14 protein-coding genes are annotated in these 19597 nt (G+C 63.4%); 6 read left to right on the top strand and 8 right to left on the bottom strand.

What is annotated here, in order from left to right; all coding sequences use genetic code 11:
* Positions 1 to 131: 131 nt before the first annotated feature.
* Positions 132 to 2561 (top strand): zinc/cadmium/mercury/lead-transporting ATPase, encoded by a 2430-nt coding sequence (locus tag ACW5XD_RS04690; protein ID WP_456493849.1) that lies wholly within the window; start codon positions 132 to 134, stop codon positions 2559 to 2561.
* 219 nt (positions 2562 to 2780) lie between these two features.
* Here ACW5XD_RS04690 and pulA read toward each other — a convergent pair whose 3' ends face one another.
* Positions 2781 to 6818 carry a pullulanase-type alpha-1,6-glucosidase gene (pulA, locus tag ACW5XD_RS04695; protein WP_456493850.1) on the bottom strand — a complete coding sequence of 1346 codons (4038 nt, stop codon included), beginning with the start codon at positions 6816 to 6818 and terminating at the stop codon, positions 2781 to 2783.
* 265 nt (positions 6819 to 7083) lie between these two features.
* On the opposite strand from pulA, the gene ACW5XD_RS04700 reads away from it, so the two are divergent.
* The gene (locus ACW5XD_RS04700; protein WP_456493851.1) at positions 7084 to 7494 is read left to right on the top strand and encodes a hypothetical protein; all 411 of its coding nucleotides are present in this window, start codon (positions 7084 to 7086) and stop codon (positions 7492 to 7494) included.
* A gap of 62 nt (positions 7495 to 7556) precedes the next feature.
* Here the strand turns inward: ACW5XD_RS04700 and dmeF are convergent, their stop codons facing one another.
* Complete coding sequence (gene dmeF / locus ACW5XD_RS04705) at positions 7557 to 8504, bottom strand: CDF family Co(II)/Ni(II) efflux transporter DmeF (RefSeq protein ID WP_456493852.1); 948 nt, start codon at positions 8502 to 8504, stop codon at positions 7557 to 7559.
* Positions 8505 to 8575: 71 nt separating this feature from the next.
* Between dmeF and ACW5XD_RS04710 the strand changes: the two genes are divergently transcribed.
* From ACW5XD_RS04710 to ACW5XD_RS04720, 3 genes are all read left to right on the top strand, one after another.
* Entirely contained in the window at positions 8576 to 8851 is a 276-nt protein-coding gene (locus ACW5XD_RS04710) for a metal/formaldehyde-sensitive transcriptional repressor (RefSeq protein ID WP_456493853.1), read from the top strand.
* 169 nt (positions 8852 to 9020) lie between these two features.
* A complete protein-coding gene (locus ACW5XD_RS04715; RefSeq protein ID WP_456493854.1) occupies positions 9021 to 10217 on the top strand; it encodes an amino acid aminotransferase in 1197 nt (398 codons plus the stop codon).
* A gap of 60 nt (positions 10218 to 10277) precedes the next feature.
* Entirely contained in the window at positions 10278 to 11201 is a 924-nt protein-coding gene (locus ACW5XD_RS04720; protein WP_456493855.1) for a LysR family transcriptional regulator, read from the top strand.
* 109 nt (positions 11202 to 11310) lie between these two features.
* Here ACW5XD_RS04720 and ACW5XD_RS04725 read toward each other — a convergent pair whose 3' ends face one another.
* The 6 genes from ACW5XD_RS04725 to ACW5XD_RS04750 all read right to left on the bottom strand — a co-directional run bounded on the left by ACW5XD_RS04725 (position 11311) and on the right by ACW5XD_RS04750 (position 16090).
* The gene (locus tag ACW5XD_RS04725) at positions 11311 to 11634 is read right to left on the bottom strand and encodes a DUF1820 family protein (RefSeq protein WP_456493856.1); all 324 of its coding nucleotides are present in this window, start codon (positions 11632 to 11634) and stop codon (positions 11311 to 11313) included.
* A 206-nt stretch (positions 11635 to 11840) separates the two neighbouring features.
* The gene (locus ACW5XD_RS04730; protein WP_456493857.1) at positions 11841 to 12740 is read right to left on the bottom strand and encodes a YjjW family glycine radical enzyme activase; all 900 of its coding nucleotides are present in this window, start codon (positions 12738 to 12740) and stop codon (positions 11841 to 11843) included.
* Between the two features lie 11 nt (positions 12741 to 12751).
* On the bottom strand, positions 12752 to 14278 hold the full coding sequence (locus ACW5XD_RS04735; protein ID WP_456493858.1) for a YjjI family glycine radical enzyme: 1527 nt from the start codon (positions 14276 to 14278) through the stop codon (positions 12752 to 12754).
* A gap of 116 nt (positions 14279 to 14394) precedes the next feature.
* Positions 14395 to 14736 carry an AzlD domain-containing protein gene (locus ACW5XD_RS04740; RefSeq protein ID WP_456493859.1) on the bottom strand — a complete coding sequence of 114 codons (342 nt, stop codon included), beginning with the start codon at positions 14734 to 14736 and terminating at the stop codon, positions 14395 to 14397.
* Between the two features lie 2 nt (positions 14737 to 14738).
* Entirely contained in the window at positions 14739 to 15458 is a 720-nt protein-coding gene (locus ACW5XD_RS04745) for an AzlC family ABC transporter permease (protein WP_456493860.1), read from the bottom strand.
* 155 nt (positions 15459 to 15613) lie between these two features.
* A complete protein-coding gene (locus ACW5XD_RS04750) occupies positions 15614 to 16090 on the bottom strand; it encodes a L,D-transpeptidase family protein (RefSeq protein WP_042869032.1) in 477 nt (158 codons plus the stop codon).
* A gap of 262 nt (positions 16091 to 16352) precedes the next feature.
* Here ACW5XD_RS04750 and ACW5XD_RS04755 point away from each other — a divergent pair, with 262 nt between their 5' ends.
* Complete coding sequence (locus tag ACW5XD_RS04755) at positions 16353 to 19502, top strand: S41 family peptidase (RefSeq protein ID WP_456493861.1); 3150 nt, start codon at positions 16353 to 16355, stop codon at positions 19500 to 19502.
* Positions 19503 to 19597 lie beyond the last annotated feature (95 nt).

Consider the following 19597-nt stretch of genomic DNA (forward strand, 5'->3'; position numbering starts at 1 on the left):
CGGACAGATAGTCCCAGCCGGATCAGACAGCAAGAGAAAGAGGCTTGACCTTGGACTTAACACCAAGGTTTACACTCGACTCAGTTATCCAAGATCTCGCACCGGCGGGATCCATCCAAGAGGGACTCATCATGAGCAAATCCTGCTGCAGCCATCAAGCTGCCGCCGCTCCCATCAAGGCCGTCAGCAAGTCAGCTACTGGTCAAAACGAGCATCTGCACGACAGTCACTGTTGTGACAATGCCACGCCGGTCAGCAGCTGTGCCAGCAAGGCCTCCCATGATCATCAGGATCAGGGGACGAGTGAATCACTGGGGGATGAAGAGCCCCCCAGAGGAGACTGTCACGGCCAGGCGTGCTGCAGCCCGCAGCCGCCCCATGACCATCATGAACACGAGCAAACCGTCGACATCACCGAGCCGTTAATCGCGCCGGAGCAGGAAAGTCGACGCCACAGCTGGCAGGTACTGGGAATGGATTGCCCCAGCTGTGCTCGCAAGATCGAGACCGCTGTCAGCCGGGTGAGCGGCGTGCAGCAGGCCCGCGTGCTGTTTGCCACCGAGAAGCTGGTGGTGGATCTGGCCCCGGGCCTCTCCCCCGATCCCGTCACTGCCGCCGTGCTGGCAGCAGGTTTCCGACTCAAGGGGGAAGGCGGTGGCAAGCAGAAGGCCAGCCGTGAGCGCGGGCCGCTGCTGACCCTGCTTGGCAAGTACTGGCAGCCCCTGTCGCTGGCCGGCCTGATGCTGGTCGCCGCCCTCCTGCCGAGCCAGATTGGTCAGCCGCTGTTTACCCTGGCTACCCTCTGGGGCCTGTGGCCCATCTCCCGCAAGGCGTGGGCGCTGACCAAGAGCGGCTCCCCCTTCGCCATCGAGACCCTGATGACGGTCGCCGCCGTGGGCGCCCTCTTCCTTGGCGAAACCGCCGAAGCGGCCATGGTGCTGCTGCTCTTTATGCTGGGTGAACACCTGGAAGCCTACGCCGCCGGCCGTGCTCGCGCCGGGGTCACGGCCCTGATGGCGCTGGTGCCCGACAAGGCGCTGCGCATCCGCACTGTGTTACAAGGTCAGGCACAGAGTGAACTCAGGGAAGAGGTGGCGGCCGACGAGCTGCGTCCCGGCGACATCATCGAAATCGCCCCCGGTGCCCGCTTGGCCGCAGATGCTCGCCTGCTCGACGCCCTCGGCGCCTTTGACGAGAGCGCCCTGACCGGTGAATCCATTCCGGTGGAGCGCCGCCAGGGTGACAAGGTACCCGCCGGCAGTCTGGCGGCAGATAGAGTGCTGCGCCTTGAAGTGGTGTCCGAGCCCGGCAACAACGCCATCGACCGTATACTGCATCTGATCGAGGAGGCCGAGAACCAGCGCGCCCCCATCGAGCGTTTCATCGATCGTTTCAGCCGCTGGTACACCCCGGCCATGATGCTGGTCGCCCTGCTGGTGGTCATTATCCCACCGCTGGCCTTCGGCCAGAGCTGGGATGAGTGGATCTATCGCGGGCTGGCGCTGCTGCTGATCGGTTGCCCCTGCGCCCTGGTCATCTCCACTCCGGCGGCGGTCACCTCCGCACTGGCGGCAGCGACCCGGCAAGGTGCCCTCATCAAGGGCGGCGCTGCGCTGGAGCGACTGGCCCATATCGATACAGTCGCCTTTGACAAGACCGGTACCCTGACTCTGGGCAAGCCACAACTGACCGAACTTGTCAGTCTCAATGGCAGGCCGGAGGCCGAACTGCTGGCACTGGCGGCGGCCATCGAGCAGGGTTCCCACCACCCGCTGGCCCGGGCAGTGGTGGCCAGAGCCCACGAACAGGGACTCTCTTTGGCACCCAGCAGCGACCTGCGCGCTCTGCCCGGCATGGGCGTCGAGGGACGCATCGATGGCGTTCTCTGGCAATTGCTGGCGCCAAGTCGGATTGCAACCTTGAACGACGCACTCAACCAGCAGATCGCCGTACTGGAACAGCAAGGCAAGACGGTGGTGCTACTCTGCCAGACTGGCGATTCGGCCACTGTGCCGGTCGCCCTGCTGGCCCTGCGAGATCAGATCCGGCCTGATGCAGCGGCGGCCCTGAAAGAGCTCAAGGCGCTGGGGCTGCAAAGCATCATGCTGACCGGGGACAACCCGCGCGCCGCCGAAGCGATCGCCGGTGAACTCGGCATGGGCTGGCGTGCCGGCCTGCTGCCGGAGGACAAGGTGCAGGAGATCGCCACACTGGCCAGCCAGCAGAGGGTCGCCATGATAGGGGATGGTATCAACGATGCCCCCGCCATGAAGCGGGCCAGCATCGGCATCGCCATGGGTGGCGGCACCGACGTGGCGCTGGAGACGGCTGACGCCGCCCTGACCCATAACCAGCTCGGCGGCATCGCCGCCATGATCCGCCTCTCCCGCTCGGCACTGGCCAACATCCACCAGAACATCGCCCTGTCATTGGGACTGAAGGCCATCTTTCTGGTCACCAGCCTGCTCGGCATCACCGGGCTGTGGATTGCGGTGCTGGCGGATACCGGCGCCACCGCGCTGGTCACCGCCAACGCCCTGCGCCTGCTGCGCAAGCGCTGATCCAGACCACCAGCGAGAGCGCCATATGCAAAGCCGTCCCCCGACAGGGACGGCTTTTCTCTTTCCTCTTCCCCCTGCATCCTCCTGACGCCTGCAAAGAAAAAGCGCGGCTGCCGGTTGGCAGTCGCGCTTTGCTTACTCTCTCGGGGTTATCCCACCCTTGGCAAGGTGGAATTCAACCCGGGGCTGCCGAGCCAGCCCCGGACTCGATGGGTGTGCTTACTTGGCGCTGCACTCCTGAATGACGGCGGTGCCGGCCTTGGTGCTGGCCGGATCAACCTTCACCAGCACACTCCACAGCCCTTGCGGCAGCGTGATGCTGTTGTTGGCACTGCCTGGTTCGGAGAAGGCAAACGGATAACCCGTCTCGGCCTTGACCGCGCCACCACCGTTGAGCAGATACTCCTTGCTCCAGTCCTCATTGGCCACCTTGAACTCACTGCTGCCCGTGTAGTTGAACGCAGCCTGATAGATGGCGAGCTCGCCGTCCATCCCCTTGTAGCTCAACTGGTACTGGGGCTGGGCTGCCCAGCCGGACAACTCACCCTTGACGAACAGGTTGTAGCCGAGCGGATTGCCCGCCACAGTGTCCAGTACCTTGCAGCTCTGTACCGGTTCGGTGAAGCTGACGCTCAGGGTGGGTTTGTCCTTGTTCATGGCGGTAAACACGAACTTGTAGCTGCCCGCCTTGGCCAGATCGAGTCCGACGTTGCCGGTATCTCCACCCTTGCAAAGGGTCAGCGGCGTGCCGACCACCAGCTTGTCGCCGGGGTTGCAACTGCCGTAGTTGATCGGGCCCCAGCTGGCGTCAGCAATCTTCACTTCTGTCGTACCCAGCTTGTCGGTCGCCACCTCGGTGGTGAACTCGTACATGAAGTTGTTGCTGAAGGTCATCTGATTGGCCTCACCCCATTCCCCGAGGAAGCCTTTCAGATAGACGGCGGTATCACCAAACGGCGGCACCGTGCTCAGATCAATCTTCTTGCTCACCGGCAGACCCGCCCCCTGGGCACCGGCCTGCGGCTTGACGAACACGGCAGCGGACCAGGCCCCCAACGTCAGGGTGCCACCATTGACGGCAGCATCACGGGCTATGCTCTCGCCGGCGTGGTGAGCCGGGCTCAGCTGCAGGCTGGTCAAGTCGATGGGCTGATCGTTGCCGTCACGGAAGTCGCCGATGCTCTGGCTGGCATTGCTGGCATTGATCATCACCACCAGGCCGTCGATGGCCGGATCCAGATCCGCCCCGGCGCTCGCACCGTCATCCACCGTCATCACGATGAGACCAGGCAGCTGATCCGGCCCGGTATTGCGGAAATCGACCCGCTTGATCACCTCGGCCCCGCTGCCCAGACGCAGCAAACGGGAAGAGTTGCGCAGCTCCGCAAGCTCCTGATAGAAGCCCATCATGGTCGCCATGTCGGCGCCACTCGGCTTGACGTGCTGGCCGAGCACCTGCTCGATCAACGGATAGTTGTCACCATCCTTGTCCTTGCGCGGCAGCCCCTTGTCGAAGTTGTTGTCGGCCAGGGTATAGTCGACCCTGTTGTACCAGTCACCCGAGTCGTAGCTGTCCCGTTCCATGGACTTGGAGCGCAGCAGCTCGACACCGGCGTGGGTAAACGGAATGCCCTGCCCCAGCATGGCGGTGGCCAGCGATACCCCCTGCATCCGCACCAGATCCGCCCCTTCCGGCGCCTTGTAGATCAGGTTGTCGAACAGGGTCTGGTTGTCGTGCTTGTCGACATAGTTCTGGATCTCGGTCGGATCCTGGGCATAGCCCGCAGGTTGACCGTTGTAGTCGATGTCGGCGCCCTTCTTCGGCATGCCGTCCTTGTCGGTCAGCACGAAATCCTTGAGGTTGCCGGCCATGCCGAGGCGCACCAGGTCGGACTGATGCAGCGCAGTGGCCAGCTCGACGCCGTCCATCTCGTTGGCATCCACCAGGGCACCGTTGCCGAAGCCCTGGGTTTTGCGAATGGTATCGCCGCCGTCAAACGGACTGCCGCCGCGCACCGCATCCCGCAGCCGGTCGGAGAAGGAGCCGATGCCAGTACCGCCCAGGTGCTTCTGGGTCGCCTGCACGAAGCGCTTGTCATCCTGCACCTCGCCGAAGTTCCAGCCCTCGCCGTAGAAGTACATCTCGGGGTTGACCTTCTTCACTGCTGCCAGCGCCTGCACCATCTGATCTTTCGGATGGTGGCCCATCAGGTCGAAGCGGAAGGCGTCGATCTTGTAGTCGCGGGCCCAGGTGACCAGAGAGTCATCCATCAGCTTGGCGAACATGGCATGTTCCGGCGCCGTGTTGGAGCAGCAGGTGGAGTTCTCCACCGAGCCGGTCTCCGGATTGAGGCGCTGATAGTACCAGGGCACTATCTTGTCGAGCACCGACTTGGGACCCAGGCCCGCCTCGTTGGTGTGGTTGTAGACCACGTCCATCACCACGTTCATGCCGATGTTCTGCTTGATGGACTTGACCATCTCGCGAAACTCCAGGATGCGCTGGCTGCCCTCGGCGTTGGTGGCGTAGGAGCCTTCCGGCGCCGTGTAGTGGTAGGGGTCATAGCCCCAGTTGAAGGAGTCGACGCCGCGCAGATAGCCATAAAGCTCCTGCACCTGCGGGTTCTCCTTGCTGTCGGCCCCTTGCAGATCGCCGAGCACGGCTGCAATGGTCTGGCCGCCGCCACAGTAGCCGCCAAACTTGGAGTTCTGCACCTCCGGGTTGACCTGACACAGCTTGCTGAAATCGTCGCTGATATTGGCGACCTTGGCCGGATCCTCGTTGACGGTGGCGATGTCGAACACCGGCAGCAGATGCAGGTGGCTCACGCCGCTCCTGGCCAGCGCCTGCAGGTGCTTGACCGGCACCGTATCGGTATCGGTCAGGCCGAGGAACTTGCCGCGGTGCTCCGGCGGGGTGGAGTCGTCGTTGCCGGTCAGATCGCGGACATGGGCCTCATAGATGGTGATGTCGGCGGGGTTCTGCTGGCTGTGGGGTGCTTTGAGGCTATCCCACCCTTCCGGCTTGAGGGCCGGATCGTTGAGATCCACCACCTGGCTGAACTCGGAGTTCATCGCCAGGCTCAGGGAGTAGGGGTCGGTCACCTGATAAGATTCCAGCTTGCGGCTGACCGGGTGATAGACCTGAATATCGTAGCGGTAGAACTTGCCCACCAGCTCGCTGCCGCCCTGCACGCTCCAGCTGCCGCTGGCCTCGTCCAGGGTCATGGTGCGCTCGCCGAGCGGCTTGTGTTGCGCATCGAACAGCGCCAGCTTGACCGACCTGGCGGTCGGCGCCCACAGCCGGAAGGTGACATTGCCCCCCTCGACCACGGCGCCATAGGTCAGCTTGGTAGCCGCTTCACTGTAGAGGGCATCGAGGGCGCCGGCACTCTGCACCAGAGTCGCCCCCTGCAGGATGCCGTCGGCATCGGTGCCGATGGCCACCAGCTCGCCCTTGAGCAGTGGCTTGAGATCGTTGCCGGATGGCAGGGCGAAGGCGGCAGCATCCTTGAGATGCGGATACTTGGCTTGCTGCTCGGCAGTGAGACTGGTAGCCGTCAGAGTGATGTAGGGGAAGTCGAATACCCCTTCCGCATTGGCCTTGATGGTGCCGGACTCGGTGTAATAGAGGCGCACATGGGGCTTGTCCTTGCCCCCTTGCCAGATCAGGGTGTTGCCGTCGATCAGGTGGGCACTGGCCCCCGCCACGCCAAAGGCGGCGGTGAAAGCGTCGGCACGGCTGCCGAAGACCTCGCTCTTGCCCGCGACTATAGCCACGGTGCGATCCGGGTGATCACTGAAGATCACCTTCATGTCGGCGCCGGTCAGGTTGGCCAGATCTCCGTTGCGGGCGATAAAGTTGATACAGCCTTCCAGCTTGGCCAGCGGCACCACCCAGCTGGGACCGAAGCCGTCGGCCGCCGCCGGGGTATTGATCTTGTCATCCCAACCCGCGTTGAGACCGCTCTCGGCGGTGGCATTGCAGGCGTCATTGTTCCACAGGTGCAGGCTGTAGTTGGCAAAGGGGCCATCCACCCCGCGCGCCGCGCTGGTCTGGGTATCCACCAGAGCGATCACCGCCTGATCGGGCCCGGCCACCAGTTGCTCGGCAGGGGGTTGCACATTGGGCAGACGGGCGACGGGACCGTCCGTGGGGTCAGGGGTGGAGGGAGAGGAGCTGTTGTCATTGCAGCCGGACAAAAGCGCGAGCAGTGAGGCTGTTACCAGCGCCACTTTGGTCTTTTTCATATCCATTTTTTTATAATTCCCGCTGTAGTTAGTCTCGATAGTCGAGTACCCGGTCATTGCCGAGCGGTGCCATATTAATCAGCGGCAATCGTTTCAAATGTGAGCAGCAGGGCAAAAAAACCAACCATTTTCAACAAGATAACGTTTTCATAACGAAAGTTGGATCGGGCTCACAGACCCGGCCTCACTTTCGGCCCATACCAACAAACAGACTAATCCATACCGGAAAAATCAATTTCCGATCAAGTGGATAGAGAGGGAGTCACGGCATATGAAGCGAATTGAGGAACAGGCCAGACGGCTGGATCAGGAGTATCAGGAGATTGCCCAGCTGTTTGACCAATTTTGTCAGCAGGCGGGTGGGCTCGCCGAACAGTATCACTTTTTCAACTGGCCGGACTATGAGGATACCCCACCCCTCTCCCGTGCCTTCACCCTGCTGGGGGAGCCACGCGAGCTGCGGCTGCGCTGTCAGCCGGAAGAGCGTGGCGCCTTGAGCGGGCTTATCCAGGTGTGCGGCGAAGAGGGGACCGTCCACGCCAGCCTCGGCTTTCGGGCCGACGGCCACCTGCTGCTGGAGTCGGGATCCTTGCTGGACAACCCGCCCCAGCTGCTGCTCAAGCTGCTGCTGGGGGCCATCTGGCAGCACAAGCCGGACGATGATCACGGCCAGCACCACTGATATGAATCACAAGAAGGGGCCAGAGCCCCTTCTTCGTGTCTCGTGCGGCCAATCGGAAATGATCAGGGCTGGGCAATCTCTACCGTGACGTGCACCAGCTCCTCGTGGATGGCGAGTCGCTCGCGGATCTCCCGGGCAGGCATGGGGGCAGCCATCAGCAGGGAGAGCACGCAGGCATACTGCTCCTGCCCCACCCGCCAGACGTGCAGATCGCGGATCTCGGCCTGCGGCAAGTCGGCTATCACCTCGCGGATCTCCGCCACCAGTGGAGTATCCATCTCGGCATCCAGCAGCACCCGGCCCGAGTCGCGCAGCAGGCCCCAGGCCCACACGGCCACCAGCACGGCACCCGCTATGCCCATCAGGGGATCCAGCCAGTCGGCCCCCCACAACATGCCCCCCACCAGCGCCAGGATGGCCAGTACCGAGGTGGCCGCATCCGCCAGCACATGGATGTAGGCGGCGCGCAGGTTCAGATCCTGATGACCCTGGTGATCAGCATGGTCATGATGATCGTGGCCGTGATGGTGGTCATGGCTGTGACCGTGATGATGGCCGTGATCGTCCTTGAGCAGCCAGGCACAGGCCAGGTTTACCAGCAGGCCGACGATGGCGATGGCGATGGCCTGCTGATAATGGATCGGGCTGGGATCCAGCAAGCGGGCAAACGACTCGAACAGCATAAGACCCGCCACCCCCACCAGCAGCAGGGCGCTGGTGAAGCCGCCAAGCACCTCTATTTTCCAGGTACCGAAGCTGAATCTGTGATCGCGGGCGAAGTGGCGGGCGGCGCGATAGGCCAGCACGGAGAGGCCGAGCGCCAGCGCGTGGGAGCTCATGTGCCAGCCGTCGGCCAGCAGCGCCATGGAGTTGTAGAACCAGCCGCCGCTGATCTCCGCCACCATCATGATGACGGTGAGCAGCACGGCCCAGCGGGTCTTCTGTTCGGCCAGCGGATTGCCCTGGTGTACGACGGGTTGATGGCAATGGGATGAGACGAGGGATGACATGAATTTCTCCTGAGGGCGACAATGCAATATACTATACCCCAGTATAGTTTTATTGATCGAGAGGATCCTGCATGTCACACACCATTCACGGCAAAAAGAAGCTGCTGGCGCGGGTACGCCGCATCAAGGGCCAGACTGGCGCACTGGAGAACGCGCTGGAGCAGGAGAGCGACTGCGCCGCTATCTTGCAGCAGATAGCCGCCATTCGCGGCGCCGTCAACGGCCTGATGCTGGAGGTGCTGGAGGGTCACATGCGCGAGCATCTGGGCGCCGAGGAGGCCACCCCGGCCGAGCGGCTGGAGGATCTGGATCAGGTGGTGCGGGTATTGCGATCCTATCTGAAGTAGGGCCGGTGGATGGGGCCATGCGTAGCCCCGCATCATCCCGTTTACGGCTGGGCGGCGTCGGCCCCACGGCACCCGCCCCTTTCAGACTTGAGCCCTCGCCAGCTTTACGCCATGATGACCGCCGATCATTGATCGCCATACTCTGGATTCCATTTCGCAAGGACCCCCCATGTTTGAACACGTCGATGCCTATGCTGGCGACCCCATACTGACCCTGGTCGAGACCTTCCACAAAGACACCCGCGAGCAGAAGGTGAACCTGGGGATCGGCCTCTATTACGACGAGCAGGGCCGCATTCCGCTGCTGGCCTCGGTGCAGCAGGCCGAAGCCCAGCGCGCCGCCGCCCCGGCACCGCGCCCCTACCAGCCGATGGAAGGCGCCGCCAACTACCGCACTGCGGTGCAGCACCTGCTGTTTGGCGCCGACCATGAAGCGGTCAAGTCCGGTCGCATCGCCACCATCCAGACCATCGGTGGCTCGGGCGCGCTCAAGATCGGTGCCGATCTGCTCAAGCGCTACTTCCCGACCTCGGAGGTATGGGTCAGCAATCCGACCTGGGACAACCACAAGGCGATGTTCGAGGGAGCCGGCATCAAGGTGCACGACTACCCCTACTACGATGCGGCCACCGGCGGCGTGCAGTTTGACGCCATGCTCGACTGCCTGGGCAGCCTGCCGGCCAAGAGCATAGTGCTGCTGCACCCCTGCTGCCACAACCCGACCGGCGTGGATCTCTCCTCTGCCCAGTGGGACAAGGTCATTGCGCTGGTGGTCGAGAAAAGTCTCATTCCTTTCATGGATATCGCCTATCAGGGCTTCGGTGACGGGCTGGAAGAGGATGCCTACGCCATCCGCGCCATGGTGGCCGCCGGTGTCAGCTTCTTCGTCAGCAACTCGTTTTCCAAGAACCTCTCTTTCTACGGCGAACGCTGCGGCGGCCTGTCGGTCATCTGCCAGGATGCCGAAGAGGCGGGTCGGGTGCTGGGCCAGATGAAGGCGACCGTGCGTCGCAACTACTCAAGCCCCCCCACCCACGGCGGCCAGATCACTGCGGCCGTGATGAACGATGCCAACCTGCACGCCCTCTGGGTCGACGAGGTGGGCGAGATGCGCACCCGCATCAAGGCCATGCGCCAGAAGCTGTTCGAGGTGCTGAGCGCCAAGGTGCCTGGCCGCGATTTTGGCTACTTCATCAGCCAGCGCGGCATGTTCAGCTACACCGGCTTCACCCCGGCACAGGTAGACCGCCTGCGCGAAGAGTTCGCCGTCTATCTGGTGCGCTCCGGTCGCATGTGCGTGGCTGGCCTCAACAGCCGCAACGTCGACTACGTGGCCGACGCCATGGCGGCGGTGCTCAAGGGCTAATCCGCTCAAGCCCCGCCTCGGCGGGGCTTGTTGTTTGTTTCATTCGCTTGTGGAGTCTCTATGGATCTGATCGCACTTTCCCGGCTGGGAGGTCGCCATCTGGTCACCCTGCACCTGCTGCTCGACAGCCAGAGCGTTACCCGCACCGCCGAGCGCCTCTGTACCACCCCCTCCACCGTCAGCAAGACCCTCAACCAGTTGCGGGATCTGCTCGGCGATCAGCTGCTCTACCGCCAGGGCAACCAGCTGTTGCTGACCCCGTTTGCCGAGCGACTCGGCCCCACCCTGCACCGGCTGCTGAGCGAGCTGAACAGCCTCACCAGCCAGGGTGGTTTCGACCCCGCCACCTGGCAGGGACAACTGAAATTCGCCCTGCGGGAAAGCGGCATGGTCTGGCCCATGGGCCCCATTCTTGGCCAGCTGATGCGGGAGGTGCCCGGCCTGGTGCCCGATATCTGGAACAAGGATGAACAGGGGCTGGCGGCGCTGGCGGCGGGCAAGCTCGACTTCGTGATCCTGCCCCACGACCAGAGCCAGCCCCTGCCCCGCCAACCGGGTCTGGTATGGGAGACGCTGCGGGAAGACAAGCTGGTCTGCCTGTTGCGCTCGGGCCACCCGGCGCTGGACAAGCCCTGGGATCTGGATGCCTACCTGAGCTGGCGCCATATCGCCATTCGCGATCAGGAACTGGCCAACCCCTTCTTCGAACAGAGCCTGGCCCAGTTGCAGGTGCGCCGGCAGATCAGCGCCACCCTGCCGGATTTTGGCAGCGCGGCAGCCCTGCTGCGCCAGAGCGATCTCATCCTCACCGCCGTCGAAGGCTGGGCCGAGCAAGCCATGAGCCGGGATCTGGTGACCCGCCCGGTCCCGTTCGACTATGGCGCCGTCACCCACAGCCTGGTGTGGTACGGCCCGGCTGGTGAAGAGCCCGCGCGGCGCTGGTTCCGCCAGCGGATCCTGCAACTGGCCCGGGAGCTGGGTTAGCGCACCCAGGCGGCACCCATTGCAGATCCTGCGGGTGCCATTGCCGACTCGAAAAGGAGAGAGCCCCGCCAGGGGATCCCATGGCAAGGCTCGCAGAGAGGAGAAAGCCTCAGGGCTTCTTGGTATAGATGGGGCTGGGAAAAGAAGCGACGTTGTTGCCCAGATCCGTGATGCGGGCAGCCCCCTGCTTGCGTACCTGATCGACCCGCAGCATATGGTGCATGGGGATCAGGGTGCGGTTGACGTCGGCAAATTCACTCTTCAATTTCTCGTGGCTGGGATCAACGATCAGCGCCGTGTGGGTGTCCCACACAAAGTTCGCGATCTCGATAAAGCCGAACAGCTGACCCTGGCTCACTTCCCTGACATAAACTTCGTAACGCTCGTTGTGACAAATGAACTGCACTCGATATAAGGCGTTGGATTCACTCATGTTAGTCTGTTGATTGTGGGCGAATGCCCCATTCTAGCCGCCCCTTCGCAGAGCTCAAATAGACAGCAATCACAGTTACGTCATCTTGAGACTCACTGCGCCAAAAACCCGGAGCCAGGCCACAAACTTGCCACCTGCTCGCCGGATACCGACCAAGAAATCGCACCAAATACCTTTGCGATCAATTGATTAGTCTCGAGGCTTACTCAACAGATCGCCGGCAGTGACACGGGCCCCAGCCCCCTTGCGCTCAGCGCGTCAGCAAGCCGGGTCAAGGCCTCCCTGTCCGCCTCCTGCCAGCTCGTTGCCACCCCGCGCACCCCGTGCTGGCGAAAGCCGTTGAGACGGATCGGCACGGGCCCAAGCCGCAGCAAGAAAGCGGCGAGAGCCGGTTCCAGCTCACCGTGCTCGTCCAGAAAATCGCTCTTGCCCGGCACATGGAGCAGCCGCAGTTCGGTCAGTTTGCCATGGCTTGCCAGCAGTTGCAGCGAGGCCAGCACCCGCTCGCGGCCATAGCCGGTCAGCGTGTGATGCACCGAATCGCGCCACCCCTTGAGATCGAGCATGGCGCCGTCGAGCACCGGCAGCAACCGCTGCCAGCCGGTCGCGACGAGCGAGCCATTGCTGTCGAGCAGACAGCTGAGATGAGCCAGATCCGGCGCCCCCTTGATGGCGCCAAACAGCGCAACCACGAAGGGGAGCTGGGTAGTCGCCTCGCCGCCGGAGACGGTAATGCCGCTGAGCAGCGGGCCGTAGCGGCGCAGCAGGGCCAGCACCTCGGCCACCGTCATGGTGGCGGTTTTCGGATTGGCGCTGCGGGGGCAGGCATCCAGACAAGCGTCGCAGTCGGTGCAGAGCGCCGCCTGCCAGCGCACTCTGCTCTCGCCAAGGCGGCCCTCATCCAGGGTGAGTGCGCCGCTCGGGCAGACCGCGAGGCAGTCGCCGCAATCGTCGCACAGCCCGATGGTGTGAGGGTTATGGCAGCCGGGGCAGCGAAAGTTGCACCCCTGCAGAAACAGCACCAGCCGGTTGCCCGGCCCGTCGACACAGGAGAACGGCAGCACCCGGCTCACCAGGGCGCTGCGTGTTGGCAAAGCATCAGCCATCAGGACAGCACTCAATACTCGCAGATGGTCGATTCGTGGGCGACCACCCGAGGTGCCCGCTGACGGATGGCGGTCACTTCACTCGCCTCGGCGCCGAGACAGGTGGTCTGCAACCGCGACCCTTCCTCTGCGAAGCGGGCCACGTCGCTCTTGCGGATCATGTAGCCGGTCACCCGCACCAGATCGCTGTCGGCCACGTTGGCGGTGAACTCGCGCATGCCGATGGCGAGCGCCCCCTTGCAGAGCTGCAACAGCGCCTGCGGGTTCTGGCGGATGGTGGGATCCAGTGTGAGGATCTCGCTGATACCCGAGTGGTAATAACTGTGGTGCGGCGCCAGCGCCAACACATGGCTGGCCGGATCCGGCTCATGACCGTAGGGAATACGCACCCCAGGAGTCACAGCTGCATCGATGCTGAGCCCCCCCTGCGAGTGCAGCAGCGCGCGGCCACCCCAGGCGTGGGTTTGCGGGGTTGTGGTCACAAAGTCGGAGAGCTGGGCCGAGATGCGATAGCCAAGCTGGTTCGCCTCCTCGTCACGGCCATAACGATCCGGCAAATTCTCTTTATTCATCAGGATATTGACCGCTTCCGCCATGCCGTAGATGCCGAACATGGGGACGAAGCGATCCTCATCCAGCAGCCCCTCCTTGACCAGGAAGCTGTCGAAGAAGCCGGACTCCTGATGCAGGAAGGCGGCGCGCACGGCGATCAGCTGGGAGGCCAGACGGCAGTAGTGAGGCAACAGGCAACCGAGGAAATCGTCGATCCCCTGGCACTGCTCGGCGACCCGCTTGAGGGAGATGCGCACCAGAGTATTGGCACCACCCGCCTGCGGCAGGGCATTGTAGCAGCTGACGATGCCAAAACCGCGATTGTCGAAGGTGTCTCGGTGGAGCGGGTAGTTGGCGATGTGCGGCTTGCTGCACTCGGCAATGTTCTTCACCGCTTGCAACAGCAGGCTGTCCGGGGTCTGCTCGGGATCGTGGAAGAAGGTGAGGTTGGGCGCTACCTGCTTGAGTTCATTGTCGATGCGCAGGATCAGGCGGCAGAGACGGTTGTCATCCGGCCCGATGTTGACGTGCATGAAGGCGTCCGGCAGCACCCGGTCCAGATAGACCCAGAACCCCTTCAGCTTGCGATAGAGGGTCTCGTCATCCAGATCCCTGACAAACGGCAGCAACAGATGATCGAGCCTCCCCAACCAGACCGGCATGCCGGTGACGGAGGGGACATGGTGATAGAGGATGCGCAGGGCATTGAGCGCCTCGTCGAAATCCTGCGGCGCCGCCAGCTCCAGCCAGGTGGAGCCCTGACTCAGGAATTTTTCATAGTCCGGCAGCACATAGCGCGGCTTGTAGGGAGCGTGCCCTTCGAACATGTCACAGAGAAACCCCTGTACCATCGCCTCGGCGACCGCCGGGGGCAGCTCGGGGTAAGGCAGCGCGTTTTCGGCGGCCAGCGCCAGGGCATGGCTCTTCTGGGCGGCAGAGAGGTGGTGATCACGCACGATGCGCTGACAGGTTTCGGTGAAAGACATGGGGGAGCTCCTTGGCGGATGGTCCCTAAATCCTCACACTTGCGAGGTGTTTTTTGAAGTGACATTCACAACATGGCGGATATCCATAAAAGACATCCACCATGCGGGATCACGGCTCAGCCGAGCCAGGGCAGCAGCGCTGCCAGTCCCCCCTGCCAGCGCAGCAGGAAGAAGCCCCCCATGCCCACCACAACCACCAGCAGGGTCGGCAGCCGCAACAGGGTCAGCGCCGTCACCAGCAGGGTGGCGGCCAGGTAGCCCGGATCCCACGTCAGTCCATTGCCCGGCTCATAGCTGAAGACGATGGGCAGCCAGATGGCGGTCAACACCGACTGGGCCGAGAAGCTGAGGAAGGCCCCCATTTCGGCGCCCGGCTGATAGCGGGTCAGCCGCGAGAAGAAGGCGAAGCGGTTGAAGAAGGTAATCAGGGCCAGCAGGCCTATCATCAGCCAGCTCATGGTCACCTCCTCATCCGGTGCAGCACGTAGCCCACCAGCATGCCGGCCAGCGCCGATATGATGATATGGATCTCCGCCAGCAGTGGCTTGGTGAGCAGCGCAGTGCCGCCGCTCACCAGGGTCGCCGCCACCATGGGCAGGTTCTTCATGGCAGGAATGGTCATGGCGATGAAGGTGGCGGCGATGGCGAAGTCCAGCCCCATCTTGTCCAGCCCGTCTATGTACTGACCGGCGGCGATACCGAGCAGGGTCGCCAGATTCCAGAACAGGTAGAAGACGAAGCCCGCGATCAGCGCGTAGGCAGGATTGAAGCTGCCGCTGCGTTCCCGATCCTTGAGCGCCACAGCGAACATCTCGTCGGTCAGGAAAAACGCCAGGCTGGCACGCCAGCGCAGGGCGAGCGGCAGCACATCGCGGCGAAAGGTGAAGCCATAAAGCAGGTGCTGGGAGGTGATGACGAAGGTGGAACCCATGATGGGCAGCAGGGGCGTGCCCGCCCCGAACAGGGTGGTGGCCGAGAGCTGGGCGGCGCCGGCATAGACCAGCAGCGACATCAGCTGGGCCTGCAACGGGCTCAAGCCCACCTGCAGCGCCAGGGCGCCACACAGGATCCCCCAGGGAATGACGGAGATGGAGAGCGGCAGAATGTCGATGGAGGCGCGCCACCAGAGTGCGCGGGTACTCTCGGCCCCGACGGGTTGGGAGCTTGTTGCTGACGGCATGGGATCATCCTTGTTGCATCCACGGCGAGCCGGAAAAACTAGCACAGCATGGGGACAGATACCAAGAGGTGCAGCGGGCAAAGAGAGGATAAGGAGACAGAACAGGGGAAGCCGCAAAGCAGCGCGCCACCCCTATGGTGGCGCGCGAGAAACAATCAGGGCTGAATGACGATGGGGGTGCCAGGTTCGATGGCGTTCCACACTTCGTCCAGATCCTTGTTGAGCATGGCGATGCAGCCATTGGTCCAGTTGGACGGCTGCAAGCGGGTGTTGCCTATGCTGTTGCGCTGACCATGGATCATGATCATGCCACCCGGTCGCACACCCAGCTCGTTGGCCGTCTTGATGTCGTCCAGGTTCGGGTAGTTGATGTGGATGGCCTTGTAATAGTTGGAGTTGGTCTTCTTGTAGTCGAGGATGTAGCGCCCTTCCGGCGTACGCTGATCCCCTTCCCGCTGCTTGTGACCCTTGGGGGCCGGCCCCAGGGCGATCCAGTAGCGTTTGACCTCCTTGCCATCCTTCATCAGGGTCAGGCTATAGGAAGACTTCTTCACCACTATCATGTCGGCAGACAAGGTGGCAAAACTCAGTGCGGGCCACAGCCCCAGCAAACACAGTAATACGGCTCTCATTCCATCCCTCGACAAGCCTCTGGTAAGGGCTTTTCTTGTTACCAAATCATCTGAACTGCACCGCCCCGAGTGGCGGGCGAGCGCCATCATATTGGATCGCCATCAATACTCAATATATCCAGAGAAACATATCCCGCGCCATCTTTTATAGATTGTTACAATTAACCGCCAAAACAACGGGATACCCCCCCTATCTCGGGATAGTCCCCCGCAGGGGATTGGGGGAAGATAAGGCGCTTTTCACCTCTCAGGAACCTCCACGATGCGATACCGACTCTCCTTGCTGATCCTGCTGATCTGCGCCCCCCTGCAGGCCGCCGAGCCGCGCTGGTTGCGCGAGCCTGCACTCTCCCCCGATGGCAAGCAGCTTGCGTTCACCTGGCAGGGTCGCATCTACCTGAGCGCGGGGGACGGTGGCCTCGCCACGCCGCTCACCGGCAGCGACTACCTGAGCCAGCGCCCGCTCTGGTCACCGGACGGCAAGCAGATTGCCTTCGCCGCCAACCTCTATGGCAACGAAGACGTGTTCGTGGTGCCGAGCGAGGGGGGCGACATGGTGCGGCTGACCCGGGATTCGCGCCCCGATCTGCCGCAGGCCTTCAGCGCCGATGGCAAACAGCTGCTGCTGAGCAGCCAGCGCCTGACCAATCCGGAGGTGGATCACTTCGTGGCAGAAGGGCTGCAGGCCAGCGCCCTCTATTGGACCCCCATAGATGGCGGCGCCCTGACTCCGGCTCAGCCCCTGCCTGCGACCCTGGCCCGCCCCCATGGCAGCCAGCTGGCTTATCAGATGCCAGGCATGGATCAGCCGTTTCGCAAGCACCAGCGCTCGTTTGCCGTCTCCCGCCTCTGGCTGTTCGATGGCAAACAACATCGCCAGCTGACCGAAGACAGGGTCGCCGCCAGCGATCCCGTCTGGGATGACAAGGGCGAGGCGCTCTATTACCTGAGCGAGCGCAGCGGCGATTTCAACGTCTGGCAACGGGATCTGGCCAGCGGTCAGGATCGCCAGCTCACCCACTATCAGGGGCATCCGGTGCGTGGACTCAGCGCCTCCCGCCACGGCGATCTGGTCTGGTCCTGGCAGGGTGAACTCTACCGGCTCGATGCCGGCAGCGAGACGCCGCGCAAGCTGACGATCCGGCCGCTCTCGGCCCAGGCTCCCGACGAGCAGAGCGATACCCCCGTCGTCATCGACGAGGCCCTCGCCCGCCAGGATGGAGAAGAGGTGATCCTGGCGAGTCAGGGGGATCTGTTTGCGATCGATACCCGCCGTGAGCGGGTGCGCCAGCTCACCCGCCACCCCAGCGAGCAGTCATCACCGCGCTACGTGGACAAGGAACAGGGACTCATTTATCTCTCCGAGCAGGATGGTCCGGCCGCCCTCTACCACCTGAAGAAGGCGCAACCCGGCCAGCTGTTCAGCGAACCCGGCCCCCTCATCGAAGAGAAGCTGCTGGCCATGCCGGGCGTTGCCATCAGCAAGCCGACCCTCTCCCCCGACGGCAAGCTGCTCGCCTTCGTGGTTGACGGTCAGGCCGTGCACCTGCTGGATCTGGCCAGCGGCAAGCAGCGACCGCTGGTCGCCGCCGAGTTCAACCCTTCCCGCCACGAGGTGGAGCTCGCCTTCGCCCCCGACTCCCGCCATCTGGCGCTGACCATACAGCCCGACTCGGCCCAGCAGGAGATCGCCGTCATTGACACCCGTGACGCCAAGGCCAGGCCGGTCAACGTCAGCCTCAACGGCTATCTGGATGGCAGCCCGGCCTGGAGTCAGGATGGCGGCATCCTCTACTGGCAATCCGCCAAGTATGGCAAGCTCGGCGCCGACGGCGAGCCGCTGGATGGCAGCCTGCTCGGCCTCTACAGCAGCCGCGCCGCCAAGAGCGACTTCCTCGCCGAACAGGCGCCTCCCAAGGCGGGCTACGGCTTCGAGAGCGACCGGCTTGCACACAGGGAGGCGCTGCAACTGCAACCACGCGGCCCCGTCCTCGCCAGCCGCATCGTCGATGATCACCTGATCTATCTGGTGGAAGAGACGGATGCCAATGGCGAGAGCGAGATCAAGGGCTACGCCCAGGAGTTGCGCAAGGGGGAGACCAAGCTGCTGTTCGCTGAACAGCCTGGCCCGGCGCTGGCCAGCCTCAATGACGACGCCAGCCTCGCCACTTTGGTGCGGGAGGGGGAAGTGACCCTGATCGACATGGCCTCCGGCGAGGCGACCCCTCACCCCGTCGCCCTGTTGCAGAACGGGCGCTGGCAGGCTCGGATGACCGCCGCTTATGACCAGCTGGCCAGGCTCACCCGGGACGAGTTCTACCGGACCGACATGAACGGAGTGGACTGGGATGGCTATGTGGCCGCCTATCGCCGCCAGCTGCCCGGCATCAGCAATGGTCGGGACTTTGGCAACCTGCTGGCGGAGCTGGCCGGCGAGCTGAACGTCTCCCACACCTGGGGCGATGGCCCGGCGCCCTTCCCCCGGCTGCCCGATGATACCGCCAGCCTCGGCGGCTACTGGCGCGAGAGCAAGGACAGTGTCGAACTGGCGGCCCTGCTGGCCGGCGGCCCGCTGGATCAGGAGACGGATCTGGTGCCGGGTGCCCGCCTGCTGGCCATCAACGGCGCAGAGCTGCACAGCCTGAACGAGCTGGATGCCCTGCTCAATCACCAGGCCGGCCAGCGACTGGCCCTCACCCTGCTGCCCAAGGGAAGCAAGGATCCGGTGCAGCTCGATGTCACCGCCATGGACTTGCCGCAGGAGTACCGTCTGCAACTGGATGGCTGGGTCGCCAAGCGCCGCGCCCAGGTGGCACAACAGAGTCAGGGTCAGGTCGGCTACGTCTATCTGCCTGAGATGAGCAGCGCCGTCTATGAGGAGATGGTTGCCGATGCCCTCGGCCGTCAGCGCAATCGCGAGGCATTGATAGTGGACGTGCGCTTCAACAAGGGGGGCTACCTGGCCAATACCCTGGTGGAGTTTCTGACCGGCAACGGCAGCGCCAAGGGGATGGCCCGCAGCTGGCCACGGCTCGGCAAGGGGGAGACGGACGCCGCCACCCGCCAGTGGACCAAGCCCTCCGTGGTGCTGGTCAACGCGGGCAGCTACTCGGAAGGCTCGGCCTTCCCCCAGTACTACCGAACCCTCAAAGTGGGCCCCATCGTCGGCGAACCAGTGCCGGGCACGGGCACCATGGTCTATGCCCACGAATCCAGACTGATCCCGGGACTCGCCTACGGCATTCCGACCCTGGGGCTGCGCAACCCGGATGACAGCTTCTACGAAAATCAGGAGCTGATCCCGGACGTGCAGGTATCACTCACCCCGACCGACATGGTTGGCGGGCGCGACCCCCAGCTGGAGGCCGCAGTACAGGCCGCCCTCGCCCAGTTGCCGGCAAAAGCGAAATAATGTCAGCGGGGTAACGAAACAAAAAATGGGGGCCACAAGGCCCCCATTTTCATTCCCGTTTGCGCAATGCCCGCCTGTGCATCAGGCAATAGCGC

Source organism: Aeromonas enterica (assembly GCF_054052465.1).